The organism is Sphingobium sp. TomTYG73 (assembly GCF_055394245.1).
Genome location: NZ_AP027339.1, coordinates 583659 through 608321, shown reverse-complemented (window position 1 = coordinate 608321; position 24663 = coordinate 583659). Strand labels below are relative to the sequence as shown.

General features: G+C 62.0%; 26 protein-coding genes. 7 read left to right on the top strand and 19 right to left on the bottom strand.

From position 1 onward, the window contains the following. The first annotated feature begins 32 nt into the window (after positions 1 to 32). Together ACZ5TH_RS03135 and aroB are read left to right on the top strand one after the other, a co-directional pair. Entirely contained in the window at positions 33 to 581 is a 549-nt protein-coding gene (locus tag ACZ5TH_RS03135) for a shikimate kinase (protein ID WP_464779851.1), read from the top strand. Further along, positions 572 to 1681 carry a 3-dehydroquinate synthase gene (gene aroB, locus ACZ5TH_RS03130; RefSeq protein ID WP_464794583.1) on the top strand — a complete coding sequence of 370 codons (1110 nt, stop codon included), beginning with the start codon at positions 572 to 574 and terminating at the stop codon, positions 1679 to 1681. The genes ACZ5TH_RS03135 and aroB overlap by 10 nt, the downstream gene beginning before the upstream one ends. A 192-nt stretch (positions 1682 to 1873) precedes the next feature. On the opposite strand, the gene rpmE is transcribed toward aroB, so the two are convergent. From rpmE to rpsB, 12 genes are all read right to left on the bottom strand, one after another. Continuing rightward, positions 1874 to 2098, bottom strand: a complete 225-nt coding sequence (gene rpmE, locus ACZ5TH_RS03125; protein WP_066861944.1) for a 50S ribosomal protein L31 — start codon at positions 2096 to 2098, stop codon at positions 1874 to 1876. Positions 2099 to 2202: 104 nt separating this feature from the next. Further along, positions 2203 to 2685, bottom strand: coding sequence for a 3-hydroxyacyl-ACP dehydratase FabZ (gene fabZ, locus ACZ5TH_RS03120; RefSeq protein ID WP_464779853.1), 483 nt, complete (start codon positions 2683 to 2685; stop codon positions 2203 to 2205). Positions 2686 to 2693: 8 nt separating this feature from the next. Then, positions 2694 to 3356 (bottom strand): OmpH/Skp family outer membrane protein, encoded by a 663-nt coding sequence (locus ACZ5TH_RS03115; RefSeq protein ID WP_464772121.1) that lies wholly within the window; start codon positions 3354 to 3356, stop codon positions 2694 to 2696. Continuing rightward, entirely contained in the window at positions 3356 to 6016 is a 2661-nt protein-coding gene (bamA, locus tag ACZ5TH_RS03110) for an outer membrane protein assembly factor BamA (protein WP_464795044.1), read from the bottom strand. Before bamA ends, ACZ5TH_RS03115 begins: the two co-directional genes overlap by 1 nt. 93 nt (positions 6017 to 6109) lie before the next feature. Next, the gene (gene rseP / locus ACZ5TH_RS03105; RefSeq protein WP_464794582.1) at positions 6110 to 7243 is read right to left on the bottom strand and encodes an RIP metalloprotease RseP; all 1134 of its coding nucleotides are present in this window, start codon (positions 7241 to 7243) and stop codon (positions 6110 to 6112) included. After that, a complete protein-coding gene (locus ACZ5TH_RS03100; protein WP_464794581.1) occupies positions 7240 to 8400 on the bottom strand; it encodes a 1-deoxy-D-xylulose-5-phosphate reductoisomerase in 1161 nt (386 codons plus the stop codon). Before ACZ5TH_RS03100 ends, rseP begins: the two co-directional genes overlap by 4 nt. Next, positions 8397 to 9167 (bottom strand): phosphatidate cytidylyltransferase, encoded by a 771-nt coding sequence (locus ACZ5TH_RS03095; RefSeq protein ID WP_460987778.1) that lies wholly within the window; start codon positions 9165 to 9167, stop codon positions 8397 to 8399. The genes ACZ5TH_RS03100 and ACZ5TH_RS03095 overlap by 4 nt, the downstream gene beginning before the upstream one ends. Positions 9168 to 9170: 3 nt before the next feature. Further along, complete coding sequence (locus ACZ5TH_RS03090) at positions 9171 to 9914, bottom strand: isoprenyl transferase (RefSeq protein WP_464794580.1); 744 nt, start codon at positions 9912 to 9914, stop codon at positions 9171 to 9173. A gap of 43 nt (positions 9915 to 9957) precedes the next feature. Beyond that, positions 9958 to 10515, bottom strand: coding sequence for a ribosome recycling factor (gene frr, locus ACZ5TH_RS03085; RefSeq protein WP_460987776.1), 558 nt, complete (start codon positions 10513 to 10515; stop codon positions 9958 to 9960). Positions 10516 to 10521: 6 nt separating this feature from the next. After that, complete coding sequence (gene pyrH, locus ACZ5TH_RS03080; protein WP_196224070.1) at positions 10522 to 11247, bottom strand: UMP kinase; 726 nt, start codon at positions 11245 to 11247, stop codon at positions 10522 to 10524. A gap of 161 nt (positions 11248 to 11408) precedes the next feature. Beyond that, on the bottom strand, positions 11409 to 12335 hold the full coding sequence (tsf, locus tag ACZ5TH_RS03075; RefSeq protein ID WP_464794579.1) for a translation elongation factor Ts: 927 nt from the start codon (positions 12333 to 12335) through the stop codon (positions 11409 to 11411). A gap of 116 nt (positions 12336 to 12451) precedes the next feature. After that, positions 12452 to 13210: a 30S ribosomal protein S2 gene (rpsB, locus tag ACZ5TH_RS03070; protein WP_196224072.1), complete on the bottom strand. Its 759-nt coding sequence runs from the start codon at positions 13208 to 13210 to the stop codon at positions 12452 to 12454. Positions 13211 to 13455: 245 nt separating this feature from the next. Between rpsB and ACZ5TH_RS03065 the strand changes: the two genes are divergently transcribed. Beyond that, positions 13456 to 13683, top strand: a complete 228-nt coding sequence (locus tag ACZ5TH_RS03065; protein WP_464795043.1) for a hypothetical protein — start codon at positions 13456 to 13458, stop codon at positions 13681 to 13683. Between the two features lie 9 nt (positions 13684 to 13692). Here the strand turns inward: ACZ5TH_RS03065 and ACZ5TH_RS03060 are convergent, their stop codons facing one another. Continuing rightward, positions 13693 to 14472 carry a CDP-alcohol phosphatidyltransferase family protein gene (locus ACZ5TH_RS03060; protein ID WP_464794578.1) on the bottom strand — a complete coding sequence of 260 codons (780 nt, stop codon included), beginning with the start codon at positions 14470 to 14472 and terminating at the stop codon, positions 13693 to 13695. Continuing rightward, the gene (locus tag ACZ5TH_RS03055; protein WP_449471760.1) at positions 14469 to 15203 is read right to left on the bottom strand and encodes a phosphatidylserine decarboxylase; all 735 of its coding nucleotides are present in this window, start codon (positions 15201 to 15203) and stop codon (positions 14469 to 14471) included. The genes ACZ5TH_RS03060 and ACZ5TH_RS03055 overlap by 4 nt, the downstream gene beginning before the upstream one ends. A gap of 165 nt (positions 15204 to 15368) precedes the next feature. Between ACZ5TH_RS03055 and ACZ5TH_RS03050 the strand changes: the two genes are divergently transcribed. Both ACZ5TH_RS03050 and ACZ5TH_RS03045 read left to right on the top strand, forming a co-directional pair. Further along, positions 15369 to 16589: an NADP-dependent isocitrate dehydrogenase gene (locus tag ACZ5TH_RS03050; RefSeq protein ID WP_460987773.1), complete on the top strand. Its 1221-nt coding sequence runs from the start codon at positions 15369 to 15371 to the stop codon at positions 16587 to 16589. A gap of 85 nt (positions 16590 to 16674) precedes the next feature. Further along, on the top strand, positions 16675 to 18288 hold the full coding sequence (locus ACZ5TH_RS03045) for a GNAT family N-acetyltransferase (protein ID WP_464789081.1): 1614 nt from the start codon (positions 16675 to 16677) through the stop codon (positions 18286 to 18288). 175 nt (positions 18289 to 18463) lie between these two features. Here ACZ5TH_RS03045 and ACZ5TH_RS03040 read toward each other — a convergent pair whose 3' ends face one another. From ACZ5TH_RS03040 to ACZ5TH_RS03025, 4 genes are read right to left on the bottom strand one after another with little or no spacing between them, the layout of a single operon-like run. Further along, the gene (locus ACZ5TH_RS03040) at positions 18464 to 18817 is read right to left on the bottom strand and encodes a dihydroneopterin aldolase (RefSeq protein ID WP_464772109.1); all 354 of its coding nucleotides are present in this window, start codon (positions 18815 to 18817) and stop codon (positions 18464 to 18466) included. After that, entirely contained in the window at positions 18810 to 19715 is a 906-nt protein-coding gene (locus ACZ5TH_RS03035) for a bifunctional 5,10-methylenetetrahydrofolate dehydrogenase/5,10-methenyltetrahydrofolate cyclohydrolase (protein ID WP_464794577.1), read from the bottom strand. The genes ACZ5TH_RS03040 and ACZ5TH_RS03035 overlap by 8 nt, the downstream gene beginning before the upstream one ends. Next, positions 19684 to 20544 carry a formyltetrahydrofolate deformylase gene (gene purU, locus ACZ5TH_RS03030; protein ID WP_464794576.1) on the bottom strand — a complete coding sequence of 287 codons (861 nt, stop codon included), beginning with the start codon at positions 20542 to 20544 and terminating at the stop codon, positions 19684 to 19686. The genes ACZ5TH_RS03035 and purU overlap by 32 nt, the downstream gene beginning before the upstream one ends. A 25-nt stretch (positions 20545 to 20569) precedes the next feature. Next, positions 20570 to 21448 carry a methylenetetrahydrofolate reductase gene (locus tag ACZ5TH_RS03025; RefSeq protein ID WP_464794575.1) on the bottom strand — a complete coding sequence of 293 codons (879 nt, stop codon included), beginning with the start codon at positions 21446 to 21448 and terminating at the stop codon, positions 20570 to 20572. 134 nt (positions 21449 to 21582) lie between these two features. On the opposite strand from ACZ5TH_RS03025, the gene ACZ5TH_RS03020 reads away from it, so the two are divergent. Continuing rightward, entirely contained in the window at positions 21583 to 22317 is a 735-nt protein-coding gene (locus ACZ5TH_RS03020) for an alpha/beta fold hydrolase (protein WP_464794574.1), read from the top strand. Beyond that, on the top strand, positions 22314 to 23708 hold the full coding sequence (gene desA / locus ACZ5TH_RS03015; RefSeq protein ID WP_449471745.1) for a syringate O-demethylase: 1395 nt from the start codon (positions 22314 to 22316) through the stop codon (positions 23706 to 23708). Before ACZ5TH_RS03020 ends, desA begins: the two co-directional genes overlap by 4 nt. 190 nt (positions 23709 to 23898) lie before the next feature. Here the strand turns inward: desA and ACZ5TH_RS03010 are convergent, their stop codons facing one another. Then, on the bottom strand, positions 23899 to 24648 hold the full coding sequence (locus tag ACZ5TH_RS03010) for an IclR family transcriptional regulator (RefSeq protein ID WP_464772104.1): 750 nt from the start codon (positions 24646 to 24648) through the stop codon (positions 23899 to 23901). Positions 24649 to 24663 lie beyond the last annotated feature (15 nt).

Below are 24663 nucleotides of genomic sequence, written 5' to 3'. Positions count from 1 at the left end.
CTGCGACGGGGGGATGTATAGCCCCCTCCGCAATGCAGCGAAACAGCAAATCCGTGCCTCCGCAGTCAAAGCGCGGTTCCATCGTCCTCATCGGGATGATGGGCGTCGGCAAATCGACGGTGGGGCGCCGGTTGGCGGCGCGGCTTGGCCTTGCCTTCGTGGATGCGGACGAAGAGATCGAAAAGGCCGCTGGCATGACGATTTCGGAAATGTTCGAACGTTATGGCGAAGGATATTTTCGCGATGGCGAACGCCGGGTGATCGCCCGGCTGCTGGACGACGAGCCAAAGGTGATCGCAACCGGCGGCGGCGCGTTCATGCAGGAAGAGACACGCGCGCTTATCCTCGATCAGGGGACTGCGATATGGCTCGACGCCGACATCGACACTTTGGTCGATCGAGTGTCGCGGCGGGAAGGACGTCCGCTCTTGAAGGGCAAGGATCCTCGCGTCGTGCTGACCGAACTGGCGGCGGTGCGCAATCCTGTCTACGCACTCGCGCCCATTCATGTGAAGAGCATCGCCGCCCCGCACGAAGTGGCGGTCGAGCGCATCCTGGAGAAACTGGCCGCATGGCAATAGTTCGCGTCGCGCTGGATGCGCGCAGTTACGATATCGTGATCGAACAAGGCGCGCTGGACCGGGCGGCTGATCATCTTGCGCCCTATGCCCGCGGCGGCCGACTGATCGTCGTGACGGACGCCAATGTCGCAAAGGCGCAGCTGCCCCGGCTCGAAGCCAGCCTACGCGGCGCCGGTATCGCCGTCGAACCCATCATCCTGCCCGCAGGCGAGCAGACGAAAAGCTGGCGACATCTTGAGCAATTGCTCGACCAATTGCTGGCCCTGGAAGTGGAACGCGGTGATCATGTCGTGGCGCTTGGCGGCGGGGTGATCGGTGATCTCGTCGGGTTCGCCGCGTCCATCCTGAAGCGCGGCTGCCACTTCATCCAGGTGCCAACGACACTGCTCGCCCAGGTGGATAGCTCCGTGGGCGGCAAAACCGCGATCAACGCGAGCGCGGGGAAGAACCTGATCGGCAGCTTCTATCAACCCAGCCTTGTCCTCATCGACCCATCGACGCTCGACAGCCTGCCCGCGCGCGAGACCCGCGCGGGCTATGCCGAGGTCGTGAAATATGGACTGATAGATGACCCGGATTTCTTTGCATGGTGTGAAGCCGAAGGGCAGAAACTACTCGCGGGCGATCGCGACGCACGCGAATTCGCAATCGAACGAAGCGTTCGAGCGAAGGCCGCTATCGTGGCGGATGACGAACGAGAGACATCCGGTCGCCGCGCACTGCTGAACCTTGGCCATACTTTTGGGCATGCGCTGGAGGCGGATACGGGCTTTTCCGATCTGCTGCTACATGGCGAAGGCGTTGCGGCGGGCATGGCGCTCGCTTTCCGCTATTCTGTGCGGCTGGGTATATGCACGATGGAGGATGCGGATCGGGTGACGGCACATCTGAAGTCCGTTGGCCTGCCGCATGATCTTGCTAGCGCCCATGTTAAGGCCGATGGCGCCGCTTTGGTCGCCCACATGCTGCATGACAAGAAAATGGCGGCAGGCACCCTCCCCTTCCTGCTGGCGCGGGGGATTGGAAAGACGTTCCTGTCAAAGGATGTGGCGCTGGATGATGTAGCCGCGTTCCTCGACGAGGCCCAAGCTGCAAGCTAAAACTGACTGCTCCCCTCCCGCAAGCGGGAGGGGCCGGGGGTGGGCTAGCGCAAGGTAGCTTCTTTTAGAGCGAACCCAAAAGCTCGCTACGCTCGCACCCCCACCCCTAAGGGACGTCTTGGAACACCGCCGCAGCCAACAAAAAAGGGCGCCCATAAGGCGCCCTTCTCATTCGTTCCACGAAGGAACCGATTACTTCTTCAGCGTCAGGCCGCCAAAGCGCTTGTTGAAGCGCGCCACCTGGCCGCCGGTGTCCAGCTGGCGGTTGCCGCCCGTCCAGGCCGGGTGAGACTTGGGGTCGATGTCGAGCGCCAGCGTGTCGCCTTCCTTGCCCCAGGTCGAACGGGTCTGGAAGGTGGTGCCGTCGGTCATCTGGACGGTGATCAGGTGGTAATCGGGGTGGGTATTGGCCTTCATGAGTCTGCTCCGTCAATGGGCCGGTTTCCGACCGGCCATGGATGCGAATTCTTGCGAAGGCGCGCGGTTACATGGGATCACGCGCGAACGCAACCCCTCCCGGCCTAGTCCTCCGGCGGATCGGCGATCATCGCGACGAAGTTCGCCTCGGCGCACAGCTTGCCATCCACCGTTGCCTTGCCCACAAACTTGCAGACGCGGCCACGAATCTGAAGCAATTCGACGTGAAGGTCCAGCAAGCAACCCGGCTCCACCGGATTGCGGAACTTCGCCCCGTCGATGCTCATGAAATAGACGAGCTTGCCCGATCCTCGCAGATCGAGCGTTTCGACCGTCAGCACGCCCGCAGCCTGCGCCATCGCCTCGACGATCAACACGCCCGGCATGATTGGCCGACCAGGGAAATGCCCCTGGAAGAACGATTCGTTGATCGACACGGCTTTGACCGCGTGAATCCTCTCTCGCACCACGAGAGAGGCCACGCGGTCGACGAGCAGCATCGGATAGCGGTGCGGCAACGCCGCCATGATGCCACGAATATCGATGGCACCCACGGCGGCGGTGGCCGCTTCAACTTCCCCCGTCATCGCTGCGATCAGCGCGAGGTCGGCTGCTGCGACGGGTTGGCGGGAGCCGCGGCGGCAGGCGTCGGCGCCTGACCACGAGCGCCGCCGGGTTGCCAACCAGCGGGCGGCACGATGCCGACGCTCGGCACCAGCGCGTTGAGTTCGGTCACGACCTGTTGCGTGATGTCGACGGTCGGCTGGTAGGACACGGTGGCGTCGGGTGCCAGGATCAGGTCGACCTTCGCCTTCGTCATCGCCGACTTGAGCGCATCCGACAGCTTTGCCGAAATCTGCTCTTCGACATAGGCGTTGGCGAGCGCGATCGGCTGGCCCAGGCGCTGCAGTTCGGCCTGACCGCTCTGCCCGGCCTTCTGATAGGCTTCATACTGGGTCTGGATCGCGGGCGTAGGCTTGTTGCCCGCCGCCTTCATCGCTGCCTCAAGCGCCGTGCCCTTGGTCTTCAGGTCAGCGTCGATCGCATTCTTGCGCGCGGTGAAGCTGTCGATCTGCGCCTTGTAGGTCGTCTGAATCTGTGAGCGAGCCGTGGTGTAGGCCGAGCTGGTCGCTACCGCACGCTGAAGGTCTGCAACAGCGATCCCAATCTTGGACTGAGCTGCGGCAGGTACGCTGGTCAGAGCGATGGCAGTCATGGGCGCAAGAGCAAGCGCCGCGGCCTTGAGCATCTTATTCATTAGAATTGAGTCCCTACGTTAAAGCTGATGAGCTGAGTGTCGTCCCCTGGTTCCTTGAGCAGGGCCTTGGCGATGTCGATGCGGAACGGCCCGAACGGCGAGTTCCAATTGACGCCAAAGCCCACGGAAACACGCGGTTTGAGCGTGTCGCCGAGATAAACTTCTTCAAATCCGGTGCCGTCGAGATAAGCGGCGGTATAACCTGATGGCGCGACATTGGTGCAATCACCAAGTCTGTTCTGATTAGTACGTACCGCCGGCAGCGCAGGATTGTTCGAGCCTGTCACAGGCGTCAGCGAACAATAGCCGCCAAATGGCGTCGTGACTGGATTACGCAGCCCGGCCACTGCACCAGCATCGACGAAAATGGAGGGACGAAGCCCCATCTCGCGGGCGCCAGAGCCCAATGGGATTTCGACCTCTGCGCGGGCCAAATAATAGATTTTGCCACCTAATGCGTCATCGCGGACATTGTTATTGCTCGTGCTACGCGAGAATCCAGTGGGGCTGTCCGGGTCAGTAACCAACGAGTAACGTTTGATCCGCGGCCCTATGCCACGGATATCAAAACCACGAATTTGCGGATTTCCGAGGAAGAACCGATCCGTCAAACGGACCGGGTCAACCAAAGCTCCGCTAGCATCCCGACGCTCACCTTCCAGCGAGTGGATATAGCCGCCTTCCGCCGACAGCGAGAAGATGAAGCCGCCACCCAACGGCCAGAATTTAGAACCGTTAAGTCTGGTGCGGATATATTTGACGCTGCCACCAAGCCCCGCAAAATCCTGATTAAGCACAAGGTTATTTCCTCGCGTGGGACGGATACGGTTGTCTCGGTTATCAAAGATTAGCGAGTAGCCGAGCGACGAAGTGGTACGCTTGCCGATGGCGTCGCACAGGTAACGACCAGCCAGAATCGGGTCGCACACCCCATTGGTGTAATAAGTATCCTTATCCAGGCTCACATCATCCAGATTAAGGCTGTAGCGCAGCGCCAACGACATATATTCGGTGATCGGCACGCCCGCGCGAATTTGGAAGCCCGTCGTCGTCTGCTTATATGTCGTATCGCGATCGTTTCCGTTACCCGTGTATCGGAAGCTGTTCAGGTCGCGACGATAAATATCGCCACCCAGCGCGATATTCTTGTCCATGAAATAGGGTTCGGTGAAGCCCACTTCGACCGACTTCGAATAGCTGGAATAATTGACGCTGGTGCGCAATTCCTGGCCCTTGCCACGGAAATTGCGCTGCGTGATCGATGCCGAAACGATGAAGCGTTCGAGCGAAGAGAAGCCCGCCGACAGCGACAGTTCACCCGTCGATTTTTCCTGGACGTTGGTTTCCAGCACGATGCGATCGGGCGCGGAGCCGGGCTTCTGCTCGATGTCGAGCTTCTCCTGAAAGAAACCGAGCGAGTTGATGCGGTCCTTCGAACGCTTGACGAGGAAGCTGTTGAACGCGTCGCCCTCCGCCAGACGGAATTCGCGGCGGACCACCTTGTCCTGGGTCAGCGTATTGCCGTTGATGTCCACCCGCTCGACATAGACGCGCGGCGCATTGGCGATGCGGAAATTAATCCCCATCGTCAGGCTGTCCTTGTCGCGGTTGAAATCCGGCTGAACGTCGGCGAAGGCATAGCCGAACAGGCCCGCCGTCTCGCTCAGCGTGTCGACAGTATCCTCGACCTGCTTGGCGTTGTACCAATCGCCCTTTTTCATCGGCAGCGTCTTGGTAAGCGACGCACTCGACAGGTCGCGAATGTCGGATTCTACCTTCACGTCGCCGAACTTATAGCGCTTCCCTTCCTCAACCACATAAGTGATGATGAAGTCCTGCTTGTCCGGCGTCAGTTCCGCCACGGCTGAGATCACGCGGAAATCGGCATAGCCTTCGGTCAGATAATATTGACGCAGCTTCTGCTGGTCATAGGCGAGGCGATCGGGATCGTAGCTGGTGCCCGAGGAGAAGACGCGGAACCAGCGCGACTGTTTCGTCACCATCTGGCTACGCAGGTCGCCGTCGCTGAACTTCTCGTTCCCGATGATGTTGATCTGGCGGACCTTGGACTTAGGCCCTTCGGAAATCTCGAAGACAATGTCGACGCGGTTCTGGTCGAGCTGCACCATCTTGGGCTCGACCGTCGCGGCAAAGCGGCCCTGACGACGATAGAGTTCGATGATGCGGGCGACGTCGGCGCGGACCTTCGACCGGGTGTAGATCTGGCGAGGCGCAAGCTTGATCTCCGGCCGGATCTTGTCTTCTTTCAGTCGCTTGTTGCCTTCCAGCACGATGCGGTTGATGACCGGATTTTCCTTCACCTCCAGTGTCAGCGCACCATTGTCGTTGCGGATCTGGACGTCGGCGAACAGCTCGGTTTCATACAGGTCGCGCAGCGCCTGATCGAGCGATTCCTGGGTAAAGGGCTGGCCAATGCGCAGCTTGGTATAGGACAGCACCGTATCGGGTTCGAGCCGCTGTTGCCCCACGACGCTGATGCTGCGGATGGTTCCGGCAGCCGGCGCCATGGCGGGGACAGACGCGGGCGCGGCGGGCTGCGGCGCGTCCTGCGCCAGCACGGGAACCGCAGACAAGCCGCCGATCATCGTCGTTGCCAGAAGGGCCGCGACAACCGGGCGCTGTCTCTTGCTGCTCATCATCGCTGTCACCCGCTCTACCCTTTTACAAAAAAGCATATGTTCGTTTACGCCGGGAAACACGGCGCTAAATCGCGCCTCCCTGCCCGATACGGCTTAGCCGATCAAGCCGGACAGGCGTTCCCAGAGCCCGAAAGAAGATAAATCGTTGAAAGTCACCAGCATCATCATGGCCAGGAGCACCGCCAGACCCGAACGATACGCCCATTCCTGCACGCGCGGACTGACGGGCCTGCGCTGTATAGCCTCCACCCCGTAAAACAGCAGATGTCCGCCATCCAGCATGGGAATTGGCAACAGGTTGATGAACCCCAAATTAATCGAAATGAGGGCCATGAAGAATACGAAACTTTCGACCCCCAAAGTCGCGGCCTGACCCGAAACCTCCGCGATCTTGAGTGGTCCGCCCAGTTCCTTATACGACCGGCCACCACCCAATATCTGTCCCAGCGTCTCGACCATCGTACGAATGATCTGCCTCGTCTGCTTGAGAGCGACGACAGGCGCGCGCCAAAGCTCCACCGGCTCTATCACCGGCTGTCCAGGAGCGATGCCCAACCGCCCGACCTTGAAACTGTTGCCGAAGCCGTCACGCTCCTGAACGGCGCCGACGCTGCCCCGCTTCTCGACCGTCTTACCCCCTCGCTCGAGCAGGATCGTCACCGGTTCACCGGGACGGATCTGCGCATAAAAGCGAAGGTCATCGAAGGTCGCCATCTCTCGCCCATTGAGCGACAGGATACGATCTCCGGGCTGGATACCCGCCGCCGCCGCTGCGCTGGCTGGCTGCACCTTCCCCACGACAGCCGGGGTTCGGCTCTCGCCATAAGCGAAGGCGAATGTGGACAGGATCAGGATGGCGAACAGGAAATTGATGAATGGGCCTGCCGCGACGATTGCCGCCCTTTGCCACAGCGGCTTGGCCGGAAAGCTTTCGGCGCGCTCGCTCGCGGGAAGCTGCAACCATGCGGGGTCTGTCTGGCTGGCGGCGTTCATGTCGCCCTTGAAGCGGACATATCCACCTAGCGGCAAAGCGCCGATGCGCCAGCGCGTTCCGCGCCGGTCCACCCATGCGGCAATCTCCGGGCCAAAGCCGATCGAAAAGGCTTCCGCCTTCACGCCACACCAGCGGCCCACCAGATAATGGCCGAGTTCATGCACGAAAACGAGCGGCCCGATGACCGCTACAAAGGCGAGGACCGTCAACAGGAACCCGGGATTTTGGATCAAGCCGTCAATCTTTCCATCACTTGGCCCGCCATGCGTCGCGCCTGTGCATCTGCTTCCAGCACATCGTCGATCCCGCTTGGCACTGGCGCGCTATAGCGGTTCAGAACGTCCTCCACAATCATGGCGATATCAAGGAAGCCGATGGCCTTATTCAGGAAGGCCGCCACCGCCACTTCATTGGCGGCATTCAGGATCGCAGGCGCCAGCCCACCCTGCTCCGCCGCCTGCCGCGCCAGACGAAGCGCAGGGAAACGGCTGTCGTCCGGAGCCTCGAAATCAAGCCGTCCTGCCTGTGCAAGGTTCAGTGGCTGGCAGGGCGTTTCCATCCGATTGGGCCATGCGAGAGCGCTGGCGATAGGAATACGCATATCCGGCGATCCAAGCTGCGCGAGGGTCGAGCGATCCCGATATTCGACCATCGAATGGATGATCGATTGGGGATGAACCAAAATCTCGATGCGCTCCAGCCCCACGGGGAACAGATGCGCCGCCTCGATCAGTTCCAGGCCCTTGTTCATCATCGTGGCGCTATCAACGCTGATCTTCGCGCCCATGGACCAATTGGGATGCGCCACGGCCTGCGCTGGCGTTATGTGACGCATCTCTTCACGGCTGCGCGTGCGGAACGGGCCGCCACTCGCCGTCAGGATGATCCTTGCTACATCATCCAAACGACTTCCGACAAGGCACTGAAAAATAGCATTATGCTCGCTATCGACCGGCAGCAGTGTAGCACCCGAATGCTCCGCCGCGTCCATCATCAGCGCGCCCGCTGATACAAGCGATTCCTTGTTGGCAAGGGCAACCGTGCCGCCCGCCTTCAGCGCCGCCATTGTAGGGCGCAGGCCCGCACAACCGACGATCGCAGCCATGGTCCAGTCCGCCCCCGCCTCTGCCGCCTCGACCAGAGCAGCGTCGCCCGCGGAGACCCTGATCCCGGACCCCTGCAACGCCGCCTTTAACGCATCGTAGCGCGCGGGGTCGCCTATCACAGCCATTTGGGCATTGCACCGGCGCGCCACCGTAGCCAGCCCGTCAACGTCGCTATGCGCGGTCAGCGCCACGACCTCAAACGCATCGCGATCACGCTCGATCAGATCGAGTGTCGACATGCCGACAGACCCTGTCGCACCAAAGATGGAAACCTTGCGCGTCATGGGAACACCAGCAAAAGATAGAGGGCAGCAGCGAGCGGCGCCGCCGCAACGACCCCGTCCAAACGGTCCATCACGCCGCCATGGCCCGGCAGCAGGCTTCCGCTGTCCTTGACACCCGCACGGCGCTTCATCGCGCTTTCCAGCAGGTCGCCGAGCTGCGCCGCCACCGCCAGCAGCCCGCTCGCAGCGGCAAGCTGGATCGGCAACCCTGCGAAACGATGCAGGACGAAACCCAGGATCAACGCCGCCAACACGCCCCCGCCCAGCCCCGCCCAGGTCTTGGACGGGCTTACCCTTGGCGCCAGCTTCGGGCCGCCGATCGAACGCCCCGCGAAATAAGCGCCAATGTCGGTCGCCCACACCAGCGACAATGTCCAGAAGGCGAGCAGAAGCCCGCCCGGCTGCTGCTGACGCAGAAAGATAAGCGCCATCACCGGCACGAAAACGTAGAATATCCCCAGCGGAAGACGGGCCGATCGCGTGACAAGCATGACAAAGAAGAAAGCCGCAACCGCAAGCGTAAAGGCTGTCCACGATAGGCCCGCCGCCAGCGGACAGAGTAGCGCCAGCGGCACCGACACCGCAAACATCGAAAGCCGCCGATGCTCAGGGGAAGCACCCGTAAGGTCCGCCCACTCCCCCTGCATTAGCACGCCAGCGACGACGAGCAGCAACCAGAAGAAGAAGCCCCCGAAGTAAAGGGCGGCGGAGGCCAGGGCTATAAGCAGCAGTCCAACGACCGCGCGCGTGCGAAGCTCACTGGACATCGGTCAAAGCCCGCCGAAGCGGCGATCCCGCAAACGGAAGGCGTCAAGCGCCTCGGCAAGCGCCCTCGCATCAAAATCGGGCCAGAGCATCTCGGTAAAATATAGCTCGGCATACGCCGCCTGCCACAGCATGAAATTACTCAGCCGCTGTTCTCCCGACGTCCGGATCAGCAGGTCGAGCGGCGGCAGATCAGCCGTGTCCAGCCCGGCTTCAACATCTTCCAACCGAACGGCTTCGGGATCGATTTCGCCAGCCCGCACCCGTTGCGCGATAGTCTGGACCGCCCGCACCATTTCATCCTGCGCGCCATAATTAAGCGCGATCGCGATAATCGGTCCATTGTTGGACGCGGTTCGCGCCACTGCACGCTCGATCAGGTCGACAAGAGACGGATCAAGCGCCTGATAGTTGCCGATCACCCGCAACCGCACACCATTGGCGTGAAATTCGTCTAGGTCCGACTCGATGAAGCGCCGCAGCAGCCCCATAAGGTCCGCCACTTCATTTGCCGGCCGCTTCCAATTCTCCGAGGAGAAAGCGTAGAGCGTCAAACATTCCAGCCCAAGGTCTCGCGCGGCCCTAGCAACCCTGCGGACCGCTTCGACGCCAGCCCGATGCCCTGCGATGCGCGGCAGGAACCGCTTCTTCGCCCAGCGGCCATTACCATCCATGATGATGGCGACATGGCGCGCACCATGGCCGGACGCGCCGTCATGAGCGAAGTCGGATTTGGCTTGGCTGGCCATCAAAGTTGCGCGCGAGCGATGAACACGGAGGGAGCGTCCCGGCTTACTGGCCGAGAATTTCCTTCTCCTTGGACGCTGTGACCGCGTCGATATCCGCGATGGTGCTGTCCGTCAGCTTCTGCACCTCTGTCTCCAGCCGCTTGCGTTCGTCTTCGCTGATTTCGCCCTTCTTTTCGTCGGCCTTCAGATGGTCCATGCCATCGCGGCGAACGTTGCGGACAGCGACGCGGGCGCCCTCGGCATATTTGCTGGCGAGCTTGGCCAGTTCCTTGCGCCGTTCCTCGGTCAGGTCGGGGATCGGCAGGCGCAGCGTCTGGCCGTCCATGATCGGATTAAGGCCAAGGCCCGCCGAACGGATCGCCTTGTCACAGGGGCCGACATTGCTCTTGTCCCACACCTGCACCGACAACATGCGCGGTTCGGGAGCGGAAACGGTTGCCACCTGATTAAGCGGCATATGCGCGCCGTACACCTCGACCGTAACGGGATCGAGCAACTGGATATTGGCCCGGCCGGTGCGCAGACCCGCCAGATCACCTTTCAGCGATTCGACGGCGCCGTGCATGCGGCGTTCGAGGTCGGCCTTGTCATATTGAGCCATGGTCTTTCAGCGCTCCTGATTTTGCACGATCGTCGCAACTCCGTCCCCGGCCAGCACCTTTGTCAGATTGCCGGTTTCGCGGATGTTGAAGACGACGATGGGGATATTGTTTTCGCGGCAGAGAGCAATGGCACTTGCGTCCATGACCTTCAGATTGTCGTTCAGCACCTTGTCGAAGCTGATTTCATCATAACGCGCCGCGTCGGCTACCTTCTTAGGGTCGGCATTATAAATGCCGTCCACGCTGGTGCCCTTGAACAGCGCGTCGCAGTTCATCTCCGCCGCGCGCAGTGCCGCGGTCGTATCGGTGGTGAAGAAAGGACTGCCGGTGCCCGCCGCGAAGATGACGATCCGGCCCTTTTCCATGTGCCGCACCGCTTTGCGCCGAATATAGGGTTCGCACACGGTCGCCATCGGGATCGCCGATTGAACGCGCGTGTCATAGCCGATCTTTTCGAGCGCATTCTGCACCGCCAATGCGTTCATGACGGTGGCGAGCATGCCCATATAGTCCGCGCTTGTGCGGTCGAAGCCCTTGGCGGCTCCCGCCAGGCCACGAAAGATGTTGCCGCCGCCGACAACGACGCAGATTTCAAAGCCCGCATCCTTCGCCGCAGCGATTTCGGATGCGACACGGTTCACGGTTTCCGGCTCGATGCCGAATTGCCCCTGCCCCATCAGCACTTCGCCCGAGAGTTTCAGCAAGATGCGCTTGAACGGCGGACGAGTCATGCGGGGTAAAATTCCATCAATTGGAGCAGACAAAGGAATGGCGCGCACCTTAGGCAGCGCGCGCCATTCTGTGAAGTCCTTAGCGTCTTCGCCCAGCTTGTCGAGAAGCGTTGCTCCCGAGCGCCGCCCGAACCGAACGCCTTATCAGATCAGGCTAAGGATCAAACGCCCGCAGCCGCGGCGACTTCAGCAGCGAAGTCGCTCGTTTCCTTCTCGATGCCTTCGCCGAGCTGGAAACGGACATAGTTCTTCAGCGTGATCGAAGCGCCTGCATCCTTCGCCGCCTTGGCGACAACGTCAGCGATCGGCGTCTTGTTGTCCATCACGAACAGCTGGCTGAGCAGCGCATTTTCCTTGGCGTACTTGGCGACCGAACCATCAACCATCTTCGCGACGATCTCGGCGGGCTTGCCCGACTCGGCAGCCTTTTCAGCGGCGATGGCGCGTTCACGCTCCAGCAGAGCCGGATCGATGTCAGCAGCCGACAGCGCCAGCGGGAAAGCGGCAGCAATGTGCATCGCGATCTGCTTGCCCAGCGGCTCCAGCACGTCAGCAGGCGCATCACCCTCCAGCGCGACCAGCACACCGATCTTGCCGAGGCCCGGCGCAGCAGCGTTATGAACGTAAGGAACAACAACGCCCTGGCTCACTTCCAGCTGACCGATGCGGCGCAGGGTCTGGTTCTCACCGATGGTGGCGATGTTCGACACCAGCTTTTCGGAGATCGTGCCACCAGCCGGGTGAGCCTGCGACGACAGCGCTTCGGCGTCGGTCGCGCCGCTGTTCAGGGCAACCTGAGCCACGGTGCGGACGAAGTCCTGGAACTGGTCGTTCTTCGCTACGAAGTCGGTTTCGCTATTCACTTCGACGGCAACGCCCTTGGTGCCAGCGACGGCAACGCCGACCAGGCCTTCGGCAGCGGTGCGGCTCGACTTCTTCTGAGCGGCGGCGAGGCCCTTGGCGCGCAGCCAATCGACGGCGGCTTCCATGTCGCCATTGGCTTCAGCGAGCGCCTTTTTGCAGTCCATCATGCCCGCGCCCGAACGGTCGCGCAGTTCCTTGACGGCAGCAGCGGTAATCTCGGCCATGTTTCGGCTCCTAAATTTCGATGGGGTTCAAATAAACGGGGTTCGAATAAGCACTAGGGCGCGTTCCGGTGGAGCGCGCCCTAGCCTCTTAATCTTGCAGTTCGAAGACCGCGGGATCAGGCCTGAGCGGCGACCTCTTCAACTTCGGGCTCGTCCAGAGCACCGAGGTCAACGCCCGAAGCCTGCTGCGCACCACGGTTGCCCTTGGTGGCAGCGGCGGCGATGGCGTCGCAATAGAGGCGGATCGCACGGCTGGCGTCATCATTCGCCGGAACCGGGAAAGCGATGCCGTCGGGCGAGACGTTCGAATCGAGGATCGCGACGACCGGGATACCCAGCGTGTTGGCTTCCTTGATCGCCAGCTCTTCCTTGTTGGCGTCGATCACGAACATGACATCGGGGATGCCGTTCATGTCGCGGATGCCGCCCAGCGACAGTTCGAGCTTCTCGCGCTCGCGGGTCATCTGAAGGACTTCCTTCTTGGTGAAGCCGTGGGTATCGCCCGACAGCTTTTCCTCAAGGGTCTTCAGACGCTTGATCGAGCCCGAGATGGTCTTCCAATTGGTGAGCATGCCGCCCAGCCAGCGGTGGTTGACGAAGTGCTGACCCGACTTGCGGGCGGCTTCAGCGATCGGATCCTGCGCCTGGCGCTTGGTGCCGACGAACAGAACCTTGCCACCGGCGGCGACGGTCGCCGACACGAAGTCCAGCGCGCGGCCGAAGAGCGGCACGGTCTGCGACAGGTCAAGGATGTGGATGCCGTTGCGCTCGCCGAAGATGTACGGCTTCATGCGCGGGTTCCAGCGGTGGGTCTGGTGGCCGAAGTGGGCGCCAGCCTCGATCAATTGGTGCATGGTGACGACAGGAGCCGCCATAATATTTCTCCTTCCGGTTTAACCTCTGGGAATCAGGAACTGGGGCGTCACGCCGTCAGCACCGGATATGTGCGATTCCCATGTGGAATGGCGCGGCCCTTAGCGCGGCGCCACGCGCGATGCAAGGGCTTGACGACGCCTGCAAAGTGGAACATATAGAGAACATGGGAACAAATCGGACTTTCGGCCGGTTTGGACTTCAATCAGGACCTACGGTTCTCAGCACAGGAAGAGTGAGCGGTCTTATGTTCACCATTGTTGCAGCTACGGTTTTCTTCGCGGCCTTTCTGCTCGCCGCCAGCGTGATAATCGGGATGTTCGCGCTCTATCATGAAAAGATGGTGGCCGCCCTGCTGTTTGAGCCCATCCCTCAAGAGCCGCCAGTGTATCGCCTGCGGATCAGCCGCCGCCGTGCCGCGCCAAGCCACCCGGTCGCTCCCACTGCAACACGGCCGCACGCTTTCGCCGCCTGATCCGGTTCGTCACGTCCCGGTGGCGGTCACTTGTTGCCGTCGGACTTTAGCGTAGGACATCATCCCGAACGGGATCGTTATGAGATATATGGCGCACAGGAATAGCAGCGTCAGCCAGGGATCGGTGATCAGCAACGCGGCGAGCAAGCCAGCGACAGCGATCGCCTCCAATCTGATCCTCTTGCGGAGCCGCAGCGCCGACCAGGTATATGTCGCAATGCTGGAGATCATCAGGAAGGCAATGAAGGCCGTCCAAGGCGCAACCACATACCAGGCCCGAAAAATTTCCTGCCCTGTGACCAGCCACAGATAAAGTGGCACGAACGCCAAACCCGCTCCCGCAGGCGCCGGCACCCCGGTCAAAAAGCCAGCCGATTTATGCGGCTGTATGTCGGCGTCGATATTGGCGTTGAAACGCGCAAGCCGCAGCGCGCACGACAGCGCATGCGCCAGCGCGAATATCCAGCCGAACTTCGGCATGGCGTGCAGTGACCAGAGGTACAGGATCAGTGCTGGCGCAACACCAAAGGCGATGGAGTCGGAAAGCGAATCCAACTCCGCGCCGAATCGGCTTTCCCCACGCAGCAGCCGAGCGATGCGACCGTCGAGTCCGTCCAGCACGCCCGCGATCAGGATGGACAGGACTGCCCTCTCCCACTCTCCGGAAATGCCATAGCGCACGCCCGTAAGGCCGAAGCATAGCGCCATTGCAGTGACGGCATTGGGCGCGACCATCCGCAGCGTGATGCCCCGGCGAAGCCCACGCGGGATAGCGCGCCGCTGCCTCATTGCTGGATACCCGAAATGACCCGCATGTCGCCAATCTGGCCTAGGATGGTCTCGCCTGCAACGGTCCTTTGACCCAGCACCACACGCGGCGCCGTTCCAGCGGGAAGGTATACGTCCACGCGGCTGCCAAAGCGGATAAGCCCGATCCGCTGCCCCGCCGCGATCATGTCGCCCGGTTTCACGAACGGCACGATCCGCCGCGCCACCAGCCCCGCAATCTGGGTGAAGCCGACGCGCACGCCGTCATGGCGCTCCACCAATATGTGCTGCCGCTCATTATCCTCGCTCGCCTTGTCGAGGTCGGCATTCAGGAACTTGCCCGAAATATAGACTACCGACTTCACCGTCCCGCCGATCGGCGTGCGGTTAATGTGAACGTCGAAGACACTCATGAAGATCGACACGCGGATCATCGGCTGATCGCCAAGACCATCCGCCCCAGCCATCTCACGCGGCGGCGGCACGCGCTGGATGAGAGTCACCAGGCCGTCGGCGGGCGCAACGATCGCCCGCTCATCCTGCGGCACGGCGCGCACCGGATCGCGGAAGAAAGCGAACACCCAGATCGTCACCATCACCATCAGCCAGCCGGGTATCGTCCAGCCCACAAGGAACAGCACTATCGTAATCGCCGCAGCAATCAGGCCGAATTTCATCCCCTCCGGATGCACCGAAGGGAAGCGCCACTTCACATTGCCGCCCAAGGCGACGGAGATTTCGTCATTTTCCATGGCACCTGTCTTTAGGGACAGTCACTTGCAGTGACAACGGCCGATCCTGCACTGAACGCACGGCAAGCCTGACGTCCTGCGACCGCCAATGCGCAGTTGAACATTGCCGCCGCTTTCCCTAGGGCGTGTCGCAATTGCATCCAAACAAAGAAGGCGAAGAGGCGCATGGCGAAGATCAAGGTCAAAAACCCTGTCGTGGAGATCGACGGCGACGAAATGACGCGGATCATCTGGCAGTGGATTCGTGAGCGCCTCATTCTCCCCTATCTCGACATCGACCTCAAATATTATGACCTGAGCGTCGAAAAGCGCGACGAAACCAACGACCAGATCACCGTCGATTGCGCCAATGCCGTCAAGCAATATGGCGTCGGCGTGAAGTGCGCCACCATCACCCCGGACGAAGCGCGCGTCGAGGAATTCGGCCTCAAGGAAATGTGGAAGTCGCCCAATGGCACGATCCGCAACATCCTGGGCGGCGTCGTGTTCCGCGAACCGATCGTCATCAAGAACGTGCCCCGCCTGGTTCCCGGCTGGACCGACCCGATCGTCATCGGCCGTCACGCGTTCGGCGACCAGTATCGCGCCACCGACTTCCTGGTTCCCGGCCCCGGCAAGCTGCGCATGATCTGGGACGGCGCGAATGGCGAGAAGATCGAGAAGGACGTCTTCAACTTCCCCAGCCCGGGCGTCGCCATGGGCATGTACAATCTGGACGATTCGATCCGCGACTTCGCTCGCGCCAGCATGAACTATGCGCTCGATCGCGGATGGCCGCTGTACCTGTCGACCAAGAACACCATCCTCAAGGCTTATGACGGCCGCTTCAAGGATCTGTTCCAGGAAGTGTTCGACAAGGAATTTGCCGATCAGTTCAAGGCGCAGGGCATCGTCTACGAACACCGCCTGATCGACGACATGGTCGCCTCCGCCCTGAAGTGGAGCGGCAAGTTCGTGTGGGCGTGCAAGAATTATGACGGCGACGTGCAGTCCGACACCGTCGCGCAGGGCTTCGGTTCGCTGGGCCTCATGACCTCCGTCCTCCTCTCGCCCGATGGCAAGACCGTCGAAGCGGAAGCCGCGCACGGCACCGTCACCCGCCACTATCGCCAGCACCAGCAGGGCAAGCAGACGTCGACCAACCCGATCGCGTCGATCTTCGCCTGGACGCAGGGTCTGGCCTATCGCGGCAAGTTCGACGACACTCCGGAAGTCACGAAGTTCGCCGAAACGCTGGAACGGGTCTGCATCGAAACCGTGGAAAGCGGCGCGATGACCAAGGATCTTGCCTTGCTGATCGGTCCGGATCAGGCATGGATGACCACCGAGCAGTTCTTCGAGGCGATCCGCGCGAACCTCGAAACCGCCATGGGCAATTGGAACTGATCCAGCCTTTTAGGCATTCAGTACGGAAACGGAATAAGGCGGTGCCGTCCAACGGCGCCGCCTTTTCCATGGCGGGAGATCGGCGATGACGACAGCAACACGCAAACGGCTGGAGGTCCGGACCGCGGTCCCCGCCGATGTTCGCGGCATCCAAAGGCTGATCGCGCGCGTCTATCCCGGCATGGCCAACTATTCGCTCGCAACCCTGCGCGGCCAGATCAACAATTTCCCGAACGGCTGCTTCGTCGCCCTCTACGACAACAAAATCGTCGGCTATTGCGCGACCATGCGCGTCAGCCGGTCGATGGCCTTTTCCTTCCATGATTGGGAAGAAATCACCGCCAATGGCTTTGGCACCCGGCACAGCGCGGCTGGTGAATGGCTCTACGGCTATGAAATGGCGGTCGATCCCAAGCTGCGCGGGCTTCGCATCGGCCAGCGGCTCTATGACGAACGCAAGGAACTGGCCGAAGAGCTGGACCTGCACGGCATCGTCATCGCGGGGCGCATGCCCGGCTACGCCCGAGCGAAACGCCGGGTCGATGGCCCCGCCGATTACCTCGACAAGGTGGTCCAGGGCAGGCTGCGTGATCAGGTCATCAGCTTCCAGCTCAAGAACCAGTTCGAACCGCTCGGCGTTCTCGAAAACTATCTCCCGGAAGACAAGCAATCCGATGGCCACGCCGCGCATCTGGTGTGGCGCAACCCGTATGTCGATCCCGACGAAGCGCCCGAAATGCGGGTGCCGCGCGGCGTTGAGAGCGTTCGCCTAGCCACCTGCCAGCTTCAGGCCCGCGCCGTTGCCGACTTCGATGAATTTATTCGCAACATCGAATATTTCGTTGATGTTGCAGCAGATTATCGTTCCGACTTCATCGTCTTTCCGGAACTGTTCACCCTCCCCCTGCTCTCCTTCGAAACCAAGAAACTGTCTCCGCTGGAAGCGATCGACAAACTCACCGGCTACACACCGCGTCTGACGAAAGAACTGACGCGCATGGCGCTGGAATATAATATCAACATCATAGGCGGCTCCCACCCGACGCGCGCCGACGATGGCGACATCCAGAACATCGCCTATGTCGCCCTGCGCGACGGATCGGTCCACACGCAGGAAAAGATCCACCCGACCCCCAACGAAGCTTTCTGGTGGAACATCAAGGGCGGCGATTCGCTCGACGTGATCCAGACCGACTGCGGCCCGATCGGCGTCCTCATCTGCTATGACAGCGAATTTCCCGAACTCGCCCGCCGCCTCGTGGATCAGGGCGCGCGCATCATCTTCGTTCCCTTCTGCACCGACTCGCGCCTCGGCTATATGCGGGTGCGCTACTGCGCGCAGGCGCGGGCGATCGAAAACCAATGCTATGTCGTCATGTCCGGCAATGTCGGCAATCTGCCCAACGTCGACAACATGGACATCCAATATGCGCAAAGCGCCATCCTGACACCCTGCGACCTACCCTTCGCCCGGGATGGCATAGCGGCGGAGTCCACCGAGAATGTCGAAACGCTGACCATGGCCGACGTCAACCTAGCCGACCTCAGCTGGGCGCGAGCGGAAGGCACGGTGCGCAACCTCCGCGATCGCCGGTTCGACCTTTATCATATCGACTGGGACAGCAGCCCCGATCATGCCCATGCCCCCAGCGGCGGCCCGGTGCCCGCTGGCGGCCACAATGCGCCTGGTGGTGGGTGAGAGGATCGAAGCTTGGCTACCTTTTCGCTCCCTACCTCATGCAAAGGGATGTCTCGAAGGGATGGTTTTGGGCTTTCCTGCCCTTAAGAACAAGAAAGGGGCTTCGACAAGCTCAGCCCGAACGGGGAGAATATGAGCTGTTTCAAGGCATGATCGTCTCATGCCTATCAGCGCCTCACTTCGACATCGATATCGTGACCGACGCCATCCCCGAAGGCAGCGCGCGGGGCTTGTCGATCACCACCTCGGCCTGCCGCACATGGTCGAAGGCGAGGCAGGATCGCGCCAGTTCCGCGCCGAATGTCTCGATCAGCCCGATGCGCTTTTCCGCCAGCATCCGCGCCAGTTCATGGACGCGGCGATAGTCGATCGTCGCGCCCAGCATGTCCTTGGTCACAGGATCGACCAACAGCGTGATGCTGACCACCAGCGGCTGGAACGTGCCAATCTCGTCGGGGTTGATGCCAATGTCCGCCATCAGCGGCAGTTCGCGCACGGCGACCCGCGTGGTGGAGCAGGACTCAGCCAAGAGCCGCCGCCCGCTTCGCCGCCTGCACCGTATTGGCAAGCAGGCAGGCGATGGTCATGGGCCCCACCCCGCCCGGCACTGGCGTCACCGCTCCAGCATGGCCGAGTTCGTCAAAGGCACAATCGCCCACCAGCTTTTCCTTCCCATCCTCGTCCATCACGCGGGTGATGCCGACATCGATCACGATCGCGCCAGGCTTCACCCAATCTCCTCGCACGAGGCGCGGACTGCCGGCGGCGGCAACGACGATATCGGCGGTGCGCACGATGTCGGCCAGGCCCTTGGTTGCGATATGCGTGACGGTCACCGTGCATTCGCGTTCCAGCAGCAGCATGGCGACAGGCTTGCCGACGATGTTCGACTTGCCGATGACTACGGCGTTGAGGCCGCGATAGTCATCCACCACCGTGTCGAGCAGGCGCATGCAGCCGAGCGGCGTGCACGGCACCAGCCCACCAATCCCGGTCGACAGCCGCCCGACGTTGACGGGGTGAAACCCATCCACGTCCTTGGCTGGATCGATCGCGTCCAGCACCCGCGTCGCGTCGATCTGCCGGGGGAGAGGCAACTGCACCAATATGCCATGAACGCCCGGGTCGGCATTAAGCGACGCGATCAGCGACAGCAACTCGGCTTGCGCGATGGAAGCGTCCAGCCGATGCTCGATCGACCGCATGCCCGCCGCGTTCGTCTCCTTGACCTTGCGGCGGACATAGACCTGGCTTGCCGGGTCCTCACCCACCAGCACGACGGCGAGCGTCGGCAGCACGCCGGTGCGCGCGCGCAGTTCCACCGCCTGGCGCGCCGTCTCCGCGCCGATCGTGCGGGCGAGCGCCTTGCCGTCGATGGTCAGGGCCACGCGCGGATCAGTTGCGGAAAACGACTGTGCGGCTGTCATTGACCAGAACCCTGTCTTCCAGATGATATTCAACCGCCGTCGCCAGCACGCGCCGTTCGATGTCGCGGCCCTTGCGAACGAGGTCGTCGGGGCTGTCGGCATGGCTGATCCGCTCGACATCCTGATGGATGATCGGCCCTTCATCGAGGTCGGCGGTGACATAATGTGCGGTTGCGCCGATCATCTTGACGCCGCGTGCATGGGCCTGGTGATAAGGTTTGGCGCCCTTGAAGCCGGGCAGGAAGCTGTGATGGATGTTGATGCAGCGACCAGACAGATAAGCGGCCAGATCGTCCGACAATATCTGCATGTAGCGGGCCAGCACGATCAGTTCCGCGCCGGTTTCCTCCACCACCGCCTTGATCTGCGCTTCCTGCTGCGCCTTCGTGTCTTTGGTGACGGGCAGGTAGTGATAAGGAATGTCGCCGATCATCGTGGTGTTCAGCGCCGCCATCGGATGGTTGGACACAATGCCGACCACATCCATCGGCAATTCGCCGATGCGGTGGCGATAAAGCAGGTCACCCAGGCAATGGTCGAACTTCGACACCAGCAGGAGCACCCTCCGCCGCTCCGCCGCATCGCGCAGGCTCCATTCCATGCCATGATCGTCGGCCACCGGTCGAAAGGCAGCGCTCAGCTTATCGATGTCGTTCCACGGCGCGGTCAGTTCGACCACCACCCGCATGAAGAACAGGCCACTTTCACGATCGTCGAACTGCTGCGCCTCAAGGATATTCCCACCATGCGAGGCGAGGAAGGCGGCGACGGTGGCGACCAGGCCCGGCCGGTCGGCGCAGGACAAGGTCAGGATGCAGGTCTGGGTCAATCGTTCCCCCTATGGATGATGTGCGTTAATTCTGGTTCGACCGGTGTTGCCCAATCCACTCCGCCGTCCGCGCCAGGCCGCCGAACGGATAGAAGTGCAGCCGCACCGGCCCATGGCCGGAATGCAGGCCAGCGGCGATGTCGCCCACCAGTCGATCTGGCCCAGCAGCGCCCAGCAGGCGCGACAAGGAAATTCCGTATTTGGTTAGCGCCGACGCAGACGCGCCGACCCCGCAATGGGCAGCAAAGCGCAGCAGCGTCTTGATCCCCGCCGGTCCCGGCACGCCGATCCGCACCGGGGCATCGATACCCCGCCGCCGCAGTTCGATCAGCCAGTCGAGCACCGGCGCCGCATCGAACCCGAACTGGGTGACGATCAGCGGGGCCATGCCGCGATCCGACACCTCCGCGCACTTCGCCAGAAGCGCGCTCCACCGGGCCTCTTCGTCCATCACCGGATGTCCTTCCGGATGCCCCGCAATACCGATCGCCTTCACGCCATGCGTTTCGAACAGGCCGGTGCGAAGCAACGAAAGCGCATCCTCGAACGGCCCCGCAGGAACGGGAGGATCGCCCGCCACCAGGAACATGCGGCGCACGCCTGCTTCCTCGGCCGACCGGCGCACCGTCTGTTCCAGCTCCTCAAAGGACCCGATCCGCCGCGCCGACAGATGCGACATGGGTTCAAAGCCAAGGTCACGGACCAGCTTCGCCGCGTCGATCCGCGCATCGATCGTCTCGCCCGGCAGGAAAGTTATGGCGATCGGCGTTTCCGGCGCCAGCATCGACGCGGCGGAACGCAGGGCGTCGCAATCCTTGGCCGTCATCTCGATCGAATAGCCATCCGTGATCCGCTTGGGGATATGCTGTTCCCAGTTCGGGTGGATCGTCGCCGCGCCCGCCATGACCGCTCTCCTGAAGTGTTTGGGCTTTGCCGAGCAGCGTCGGCCACTCGATCTTTTTGCCATTTCTTATCTAGCGCCTTTCCTTTAATTCGTATATAGGAAATTTCACGAATACGAATTAAGGCGATTTCATCGTGTCCGCTTCCACCACAAATCTTGTCCTTCTGCCCGGCCTTCTCTGCGATTCCCGCATGTTTGGCGCGCAGCTGAAGCGTTTCCCAGACGCCTTCGCAATCGATGGCTTCGGTGCGTGCGACAGCATCGTGGAAATGGCCCGGCGCGTGATCGCCTCTGGCCCCGAGCAGATGGCGCTGCTCGGCCATTCCATGGGCGCGCGGGTCGCGCTGGAGGTCGTGCGGCTTGCACCTGAGCGCGTGGAAAGGCTGGCGCTGGTCAGCACTGGCACGCACACCGTCCGTGAAGGAGAGGCAGAGAAGCGCCACACCCTGCTGGCGCTTGGTCGGGCGGAGGGCATGGCCGCACTGGTGGACCGCTGGCTTCCCCCCATGGTCGCGCCCGCCCGCCGCGCCGATCAAGAGTTGATCGCGCCGCTGCACTTGATGGCGACGCAGGCGGGGATCGAAACCTATGCGGCGCAGATCACCGCCCTTCTCGGCCGCCCGGAGGTCGAATCGCTGCTGCCCAACATCGCCTGTCCGACGCTGGTCGCGGTGGGCGACGCTGATGAATGGAGCCCGCCCGAACAGCACCGCGCCATAGCTGCGCGCATCCCCGGTGCGCACCTCAAGATCATCGCCGAGGCGGGCCACATGCTGCCCGCCGAGGCGCCTGATGCCCTTAACGAAGCCATAGCCGGCTGGCTGGACATGCCCGTCGGCTCCAATACCATGATGGGAGACGATGAATGACTGAAAGCCTGCAAAATCTGGTCGAAGGCAAGGGTGACCTCGTTCACTTCCTGCGCAACCAGCAGACCGGCCCCAACGCCTATCCGGGCGTTCCTGCGGAATATTCCAACTGGCGCAACGAACAGACCGCATGGGCGCAGAAGGCCGTGCTGTTCAACCAGTCCTATCACATGGTCGATCTGGAAGTCAGCGGACCGGACGCGTTCGCGATGTTGAACCATCTCGGCATCAACAGCTTCAAGGGCTTTATTCCCGATCGCGCCAAACAGTGGGTGCCGGTCACGCCCGACGGCTATGTCATCGGCGACGTGATCCTCTTCTATCTTGAGGAAAACCGCTTCAACCTGGTCGGCCGCGCCCCCGCCATCGAGTGGGTGGAATATCACGCCCAGACCGGCAAGTGGAACGTAACCGTCGAACGCGACGAGCGCACCGCTGTCCGTCCCGACCCGGAAAACCGCAAGTCCTACCGCTATCAGCTGCAAGGGCCGAACGCGATGCAGACGCTTGAGGCGGCAATGGGCCAGACCCCGCCCGACCTCAAATTCTTCCACATGACCACGCTCGACATCGCCGGTTGCAAGGTGCGCGCGCTCCGCCACGGCATGGCGGGCCAGCCGGGTTATGAGCTGTTCGGTCCCTGGGCCGAGCGCGAAACCGTGCGCCAGGCGCTGATCAAGGCGGGCGAACCCTTCGGCCTGACGCTGGTCGGTGGCCGGACCTATTCGTCCAACACGCTGGAATCGGGCTGGATCCCCTCCCCGCTGCCTGCCGTCTACAGCGGCGAAGCGCTCAAGCCCTATCGCGAATGGCTGACCGCCAACTCCTACGAAGCCAAGGCGTCGATCGGCGGCAGCTATGTCCCCGACAGCATCGATGGCTATTATCTGACCCCCTGGGATCTCGGTTATGGTCTGTTCGTGAAGTTCGATCATGATTTTATCGGCCGCGAAGCGCTGGAGAAGATCGCGGCCGGACCGCATCGCAAGAAGGTGACGCTGGCGCTCGACAGCCAAGACGTCGCCCGCGTCATCAGCTCCGCTTTCCAGAAGGGCGACCGCGCGAAATATTTCGAATTCCCCTCGGCGGTCTATTCGATGCACCCCTATGACTCGGTGCTGGTCGATGGCAAGCAGGTCGGCCTGTCCACCTGGGTCGGCTACAGCGCCAATGAAGGCCGCATGCTGACGCTGGCGATGTTGGACGCCGAATATGCCGAGCCCGGCACGAAGGTGACGCTGCTGTGGGGCGAACCCGATGGCGGCACCAGCAAGCCGACCGTCGAGCCGCATATCCAGGTCGAAATCCACGCCACTGTCAGCCCCGCGCCCTATTCCGAAGTCGCGCGTGACAGCTATGCGGATGGATGGCGGACCCGCAAGACCGCCTGATCATCCAACCGGCGGGGTGTTTTTCTCCCGGCACCCCGCCGGATTTTGTGGGGGCGGTGCTGCTGTGCTCCTGCAAAGGCAAGAGTCTAATTCGGCGCTTGGACCTGGGCTCCTGCCTTCGCAGGAGCACGGCGTATATCCTTCACCCGTTTGCCCTGAGCGCGAACGGCGCCGGGATCAGCAGCATACTTCAGGCAATATCGAACAAGGCCGCCGTCCGTGTCAGCGCGGACACCACGCGCCGGTCGAGTTCCTCATCGAACCGCACTACCGGCACGGCGACGCTGAACGCCCCGGCCACTTCCCCATCCGCGCGCGCCACATAGGCCAAGCCGTAAATGCCGGGCGTGCTTTCTTCCCGTGTGCGCGCCACGCCCGTCTGCTGCACCAGCCTGATCTCCTGCCGCAGGGCATCCGCATCCGTGATCGTCGTGGGAGTCAGCGCCTCGCGACGGCTTTCCTCCAGATAGCGTTCGAATTCTTCGTCCGGCATCGCCGCAAGCAAGGCCTTGCCCGCCGAAAAACAGTGGAGCGGCGTGCGACGGCCGGTCTGCACGGCATAGCGCAGCGCATGGTCGCTGGTTTCGGTGATCAGCGCTTCCATCTCCCACCCCTTGCGCACGAAGAAGGAGCTGGTCTCGTTCAGCTGGACGCGGAGCGACCGCACCAGCGGCGCGGCCCGTTCGGCGAGAGAGAAGGCAGGCGTCGGCCCCTGTAACCGGGCCAACCCCGGCCCGGCGCTGTAGCGGCGACCTTCGCGTTGCAGATAGCCGCGCTCCGTCAGCGTCGCGAGCAGGTAGGACAGGCTGCTGACAGGGATCGACAGAGCCTGCGCGATCTCCTGCGCCACCAGCGGGCGGCGGCACGACACGACATATTCGATGATATCGATCGTGCGCATGGCGGATTTGACGGTGGGCGATAGCGTCTGTTCGTTCATGGCCCGACTTTAGCA